The sequence below is a fragment of the Sphingomonas sp. genome, assembly GCF_040398505.1.
Taxonomy (GTDB): Bacteria; Pseudomonadota; Alphaproteobacteria; order Sphingomonadales; family Sphingomonadaceae; genus Sphingomonas.
Genome location: NZ_JBBATX010000127.1, coordinates 1 through 6,804 on the forward strand (window position 1 = coordinate 1; position 6,804 = coordinate 6,804).

Sequence of the window (6,804 nt, forward strand, 5' to 3'; positions counted from 1 at the left end):
TCTTCTCTCCCTTCTCCTCGCGTCGCCGCACGCAGTTGAGCCAAGCCTCGACAAGCCCCATATACCGGCCATGGCGCTCCCCCCGATCACCGAACTGAACGACCGCGCGCGCGACGTGTTTCGCGTAGTGGTCGAGAGCTATCTCGATACCGGTGCGCCGATCGGGTCGCGCACCATCGCGCATTTGTCGGGCCTCAACCTTTCGCCTGCCTCGATCCGCAACGTGATGCAGGATCTTGAGGAACTGGGACTGCTCGCCGCACCCCATACCAGTGCTGGACGGATGCCGACCGATATCGGCCTCAGGCTGTTCGTCGACGGGATGATGCAAGCGCTCGAACCCTCGGCCGAGGAACGCGCTGCGATTTCCGCACAAATCGTACAGACGGGCCCGGTCGAACACGCCATCGCCGCGACCACGGCGGCGCTGTCCGGCCTGTCGGCATGCGCGGGCATGGTGATGGTCGCCAAGCGCGAACTGGTGCTGCGCCAGATGAGCTTCGTGGCGTTATCGACCAATCAGGCGCTCGCGGTGCTGGTCGGGGAGGATGGGTCGGTCGAAAATCGCGTGATCGATTTGCCGCTTGGCCTGCCGTCCTCCGCCTTGGTCGAAGCGGGCAATTATATGAGCGCGATGTTCGGCGGGCTGACCCTGATCGAGGCGCGCGCGCGGATCGAGCGCGAACTGGTCGCCGAACGCGCCGAGCTCGACGGCGCGGCGCGGACGCTGATCGAACGCGGTCTGGCGATCTGGAGCGAGGATACCGATCGTCGCCCGGTGCTGATCGTGCGCGGGCAAGCGCGGCTGATCGACGATGCCGCCGCCGCCGATCTGGAACGCGTGCGCGATTTGCTCGACGATCTGGAGGGCAAGCAGGAAATCGCGCAGCTGCTTGATTATGCCAGTGCCGGGGATGCGACGCGGATCTTCATCGGTGCGGAAAACAAATTATTCTCGCTGTCGGGATCGTCGGTCATCGCCAAACCGTTTCGGGGATTGGACGGTCGCGTGGTCGGTGTGGTCGGCGTGATTGGTCCGACTCGGTTGAACTATGCGCGCGTCGTGCCCATGGTAGATTATACTGCCGCGACGCTCGCGCGGCTGATGCGCTAACAGGATAGTTTGACGACATGATCGAAGACGAGAAGATCGACATCACCACCACCGCAGACCTGCGTGATGAGACGGCGGCGGAGGCTCCCGAGGTCGCGCAGCACGATGCGACCGCCAAGCTGGCCGAGGAACTGGCCGAAGCGAAATCGGCTTTGCTCTATGCCCATGCCGAAGCGCAGAACATGCGCCGCCGGGCCGAGAAGGAAGCCGCCGACGCGCGCGCTTATGCCGCGACCGCCTTTGCGCGCGATCTGTTGTCGGTTGCCGACAACCTCGCGCGCGGGCTGGAAGCGATTCCGGCTGAGCTGCGCGCTGACGAGAAGATGAAGGGCCTTGTCGCCGGACTCGACGCGACCGGCCGCGAGATGGAAGCGGTGTTCCAGCGCCACGGGATCAAGAAGATGACGACGGTCGGCGAAAAGCTCGACCCCAATTTCCACCAGGCGATGTTCGAAATCCCGAGCGATCAGCCGGTCGGCACGATCGTGCAGGAAATGCAGTCGGGCTATATGATCAAGGACCGCCTGCTGCGCCCGGCACTGGTGGGTGTGGCGAAGGCGGCCGGGTAAGCGTGGCGGCGGTCTATCGACCTGAGTTCGAGGCCGCCTTACGGATGTTTGCGCGCGTCAGCGACGCTATGCTCGCGCTCGGGTTTGAAGCGCCGGTGCTGGTTGGTGGAGCGGCGGTGGAGCTTTACACCACCAGCCGCATCGCGACCGGCGACTTCGATGTCTCGACGGCGCGCCAAGAAGTCTTCGAACAGGCGTTACGGGACCTTGGTTTCGTTAAGCCATCTGGGCCGGGCATGGCGACCAAGGGGTGGATTCACCCTGACCTAAATCTTGGTTTTGAGGTTGTATCGTCAACATTGCTTGATGGCATGGCCGACCGTGACCGGGTGCATCTTATCGATCTGGGCGAGGATGGCGATGCGCGCATCATTTCGGTCGAAGACATGATCGCCGACCGGATGGGCCAGTTCGCATCAGGCACCGCTCCTGAGATGCTGGGGCAGGCACGGGTGCTTTGGTCGCTTCACAAAAATGCCGATCGCGCATATTTAGCGCGAAGGATTTCGGAGGAGACGTTCGGTGACTACACCATCGAGGATCTCGAAGGGCATCCCATTTAAAGATTTCGCGGCAGATATGGCGCGCCGTTACGAGGAAGCCGGACGACCGGAAGTTCCCCGCAATTCCGGCAACCGCCGCACCGAGAGCAAGCGCGCCTTGCTGAAGGCGATCAAGGAGGCTGGCGGTACGTGGTGACCGCCGCCTCGGCAAAACCGCGCGCGGTCAATCCGGCGTTTATGCTGGGGCTCGTCGCGCTGCCGATTGTTTTTGTATGGTTTCTCTTTTTGCCCGGTTACGGGCGCAGCCTGCGCGTCGTCGCCCTTATATACGCGTTTATGCCCTTGATCTTTGCCGGTGTCGGCATGACGGTCTGGCTGTTAATTTGGGCATTCATGAGGATCGCGAGTAGTTTATGACGATCAATTCCAACCTCACGACGGACCGCGCGACCTTCGTCACGCATCTCGAATGTTCGATGACGGGCGAGCGCTACGACGCCGACACGCTTCACGGCCTGTCGCGCGTCGGGCGGCCTTTGCTGGTGCGCTACGATCTCGACGCGATCCGCGCTGCCATCCCCAAGGCGATGATTGCGGCACGGCAAACCGATCTGTGGCGCTGGCGCGAGCTGCTGCCGGTGCGGCATACGGCGAACATCGTCAGCCTCGGCGAAATCGAAACGCCGCTGATTCCGATCCCGCGCTCCTCGGGCAGCCGCAATGTGCTGGTCAAGGATGAGGGCCGCTTGCCGACCGGCAGCTTCAAGGCGCGCGGGCTGGTGATGGCCGTCGCGATGGCGAAGGAGCTTGGCGTCACCAAGATTGCGATGCCGACCAACGGCAATGCCGGGGCGGCGCTCGCGGCTTATGCGACGCGCTGCGGGATCGAGACGATCGTCTTCTGTCCCGACGACACACCCGAAATCAACGTCCGCGAAATCCAGGCGCAAGGCGCGCGCGTCTACCGCGTCAACGGCTTGATCGACGATTGCGGCGCGATCGTCGGCAAGGGCGCCGCCGAGGGGCGTTGGTTCGATTTCTCGACGCTCAAAGAGCCGTACCGGATCGAGGGCAAGAAGACGATGGGGCTCGAACTCGCCGCGCAATTCGGCTGGAAGCTGCCCGATGCGATCTTCTACCCGACGGGCGGCGGCACCGGCATGATCGGCATGTGGAAGGCGTTCGACGAACTCGAGAAACTCGGCTGGATCGGGCCGGCGCGCCCGCGCATGTACGCCGTGCAGGCAAGCGGCTGCGCGCCGATCGTCCGCGCGTTCGAAGCGGGGCTGGAACATGCCGAACGCTGGGAAGACGCCGCCACCGTCGCCGCCGGCATCCGCGTGCCGAGAGCGGTCGGCGATTTCCTGATTCTCCGCGCGGTGCGGGAAAGCGGCGGCAAGGCGCTCGGCGTCGGCGATCCCGCGATCCTCAAGGCGGTCGATGACTGCGCGCGGAAGGACGGGCTGCTGCTCTGCCCCGAAGGCGGCGCGACATTGGCGGCCTATACGGAGGCGCTGCGCACCGGCGAGGTCGATGAGGAGGAGCGCGTCGTGCTGTTCAATTGCGCGACCGGGCTCAAATATCCGATGTCCGAGGCGAACGCCACGCTCGACCGGTTTGCGCCAATCGATCTTACCGCGTTGTAGCTGGCGGAACATCGACGGTGCTGGCATGTTGGGTCAGTGCGAGATGATGTTCCTATGACGCCCGATCCGACCACCACGACAGAACCGTCGCAGGAGACGGCGATGGGGTTTCTGGACGGCGGCGGCGAGGTCGGGGCGTTGCTGCGCGCATTCGATTGGGATGGGCATCCCTTGGGCCGGCCCGATCGCTGGCCTGCGGCCTTGAAGCTGAGCGTCAGCCACTGCCTGCATTCCAGCTTCCCGACCGCGATCTATTGGGGGCCGGAGTTTCGCTTGCTCTACAACGATGCGTGGACCGTGCTGGCGGAAAACCATCCCTGGGCGCTGGGCCGCCCGGCGGCGGAGGTCCGGCCCGATGTCTGGCCCGTGCTTGGCCCGCAATTCGCCGCCGTGCTCGCGTCGCGGCGGGGCGTGGCGCATGTCGCGCAGCGGCTGATGATGCTGCGCGGGGGCGTGCCGACCGAGACATTCTGGACCTATAACAGCTCACCGATCCTCGATGAAAATGGCGTTCCCTACGGCATCCTCAACCAGGGCCTCGACGTCACCGGGCAAGTCGTCAACGAGCGCGCTTTGCGCACCGCGAAGGACGAACGCGAGTTCATCCTGACGTTGACCGAACGCCAGCGCGCGCAGGCCGATCCCGATGATGTGATGCAATTGACCGCCGATGCGGTGGGCAACTATCTCGGCGTCGATCGCGCAGGCTTCTTCGAAATGCTGCCGGGTGATTTGCTCCGCTACGGTGCCTGCTGGGTGAGCGAGCGCTTGCCGCCGTTGACGGGGACCATGCCGTCGGCGGTGTTCGGCACGCGGCTCGGCGCCACGATCCGCAGCGGGGGAACGCTGGTCTTTGCGGCGCCCGACGAAGCGGGCGCGCCAGACCAGGCCGCGCTCGATCTGACCGGCACGCGCGCCGGAATCAGCGTGCCGCTGGTGCGCGGCGGCGCATGGCAGGGCGCTTTCTACCTTAGCAGCGCGACACCGCGCGGCTGGACCCGCGGCGAGATCGCGCTGGTCGAGGAAGTGGCGGAACTCAGCTGGGACGCGGTCGCCCGCGTGCGCGCGACCGCGCGGCTCCAGGCGATCAATGTCGGTTTGCAGGACGAAGTCGCTGCGCGGACCGCCGAACGCGACAAATTGTGGGAGGTCAGCAACGATCTGCTCGGCATTGCCGATCATGATGGCGTGTGGATCGCGGTCAATCCGGCGTGGGAACGCCTGCTCGGTTGGAGCGCGGCGGAAATCGTCGGGCGCGACACGCAGTGGCTGCGGCATCCCGATGACCGCGGGGATATTGCGGCGGAGCAGGCGGCGATCGCCGCGCCCGGCATCGCCCGACGCATCGAGAAACGGTTGCGGACGCGCGACGGCAGCTATCGCACGCTCGCGTGGCAGACGATCCTGTTCGATGACCGGCTGTACACCAACGCGCGCGACGTGACCGAGGAGCGGCGCCAGCAAGCCGCGCTGATCGCCGCGGAAAAACGCACGCGGATCGTGCTCGAGGCGATGGATGGCGTCGGCGTATGGACCTACGATGCCGCTACCGATCGCTTCTACAGCGACCCGGGGTTCGGCGCGTTGCACGGCTTCGCGCCACAGGAAGCGGGGCCGGGCCGGACGATGCCGGAGATCCTGCAGCGGATTCATCCCGAGGACTTGCCGCGCACCTATGCCGCGATCGCGAAAGCGCGTGAAACCGGCGAGGATAGCGAGAATGAATATCGCATCGTCCTGCCCGACGGGACGATCCGCCACATCCTGTCCCGCAGCCATGTCGTGCGCGATGCGCATGGCGCGCTCGAACAGGTGATCGGTGTCGGGGTTGATGTCAGCCGCCAGCGCGAGCTCGAAGAACGCTTGCGGCAATCGCAGAAGATGGAGGCGGTCGGGCAGCTTACCGGTGGCCTTGCGCATGATTTCAACAATTTGCTGACCGGGATTTCGGGCGCGCTCGAATTGATGCAGCTCCGCCTCAAACAGGGGCGGATCGATGATGTACCGCGCTATATCGGCGCGGCGCAGACCTGCGCCGGGCGGGCCGCGGCGCTGACGCACCGGCTGCTCGCTTTCTCGCGCCGCCAGCCGCTCGATCCGCGCCCGGTCGACGTGGCGCGGCTGATCGCGGGCATGGCGGATCTGTTGCGCGGGACGCTGGGGCCGGGGATTGCGCTGGAAATGCAGGTCGATCCTGCCACCTGGCCGATCCTCGCCGATGGCAACCAGCTTGAGAATGCCTTGCTCAACCTGTGCATCAACGCGCGCGACGCGATGCCCGAGGGCGGCAGCGTGACGATCGCGACCGGCGAGGAATGGCTCGACGAAGCGGGCGCGGCCGAGCGTGATTTGCCGCCGGGGCCCTATCTCACGCTGTGCGTGATCGACACGGGAACGGGGATGAGCGCCGACGTGATCGAACGCGCGTTCGACCCCTTCTTCACCACCAAGCCGATGGGGCAGGGGACCGGGCTTGGCCTGTCGATGATCTATGGCTTTGTCCGGCAATCAGGCGGGCAAATCCAGATCCGCTCGACGCCGGGCGAGGGCACGACAATGTGCCTGTTGCTGCCGCGCCATGATGGGGCGGTGGCAGACGCGGCAGAGGGCACGGCGACGACGCTGGTCGCGGCGGGGGCGGGCGAGACGGTGCTCGTGGTCGATGACGAGCCCGGCGTGCGGATGCTGGTGACCGAAGTGCTCAGCGAATTGGGCTATACCGCGCTTGAGGCGGAGACGGGGGCGGAGGCATTGGAACTGCTGGCCGCCGCGCCGCGCGTCGATTTGCTGATCACCGATGTCGGGCTGCCCGGCGGGATGAACGGCCGCCAAGTCGCCGACGCGGTGCGCGCAGTGCGGGCCGATCTGCCGGTGCTGTTCATCACCGGCTTTGCGGAGAATGCTGTGGTGGGCGACGGGCCGCTGGAGCCGGGGATGGCGCTGCTCGCCAAGCCGTTCGCGATGGAGACGCT

General features: G+C 65.6%; 6 protein-coding genes. All 6 read left to right on the plus strand.

All coding sequences use genetic code 11. The annotated features are described in order from the left end of the window. Positions 1–70: 70 nt before the first annotated feature. Positions 71–1,114, plus strand: a complete 1,044-nt coding sequence (gene hrcA / locus ABWP09_RS12680; protein ID WP_353205494.1) for a heat-inducible transcriptional repressor HrcA — start codon at positions 71–73, stop codon at positions 1,112–1,114. A gap of 17 nt (positions 1,115–1,131) precedes the next feature. Then, positions 1,132–1,683: a nucleotide exchange factor GrpE gene (gene grpE, locus ABWP09_RS12685; protein WP_353205495.1), complete on the plus strand. Its 552-nt coding sequence runs from the start codon at positions 1,132–1,134 to the stop codon at positions 1,681–1,683. A gap of 2 nt (positions 1,684–1,685) precedes the next feature. Then, entirely contained in the window at positions 1,686–2,246 is a 561-nt protein-coding gene (locus ABWP09_RS12690; protein ID WP_353205496.1) for a hypothetical protein, read from the plus strand. 129 nt (positions 2,247–2,375) lie between these two features. Continuing rightward, the gene (locus tag ABWP09_RS12695) at positions 2,376–2,603 is read left to right on the plus strand and encodes a hypothetical protein (protein WP_353205497.1); all 228 of its coding nucleotides are present in this window, start codon (positions 2,376–2,378) and stop codon (positions 2,601–2,603) included. Beyond that, entirely contained in the window at positions 2,600–3,832 is a 1,233-nt protein-coding gene (locus ABWP09_RS12700) for a threonine synthase (protein ID WP_353205498.1), read from the plus strand. The genes ABWP09_RS12695 and ABWP09_RS12700 overlap by 4 nt, the downstream gene beginning before the upstream one ends. A gap of 54 nt (positions 3,833–3,886) precedes the next feature. Continuing rightward, the coding region (locus ABWP09_RS12705; protein ID WP_353205499.1) for a PAS domain-containing protein at positions 3,887–6,804 on the plus strand (2,918 nt) is incomplete at its 3' end.

Bases quoted from the DNA above. Each gene is read 5' to 3' on its own strand.
- hrcA (WP_353205494.1), top strand. From the start codon at position 71: ATGGCGCTCCCCCCGATCACCGAACTGAACGACCGCGCGCGCGACGTG.
- grpE (WP_353205495.1), top strand. From the start codon at position 1,132: ATGATCGAAGACGAGAAGATCGACATCACCACCACCGCAGACCTGCGT.
- ABWP09_RS12700 (WP_353205498.1), top strand. From the start codon at position 2,600: ATGACGATCAATTCCAACCTCACGACGGACCGCGCGACCTTCGTCACG.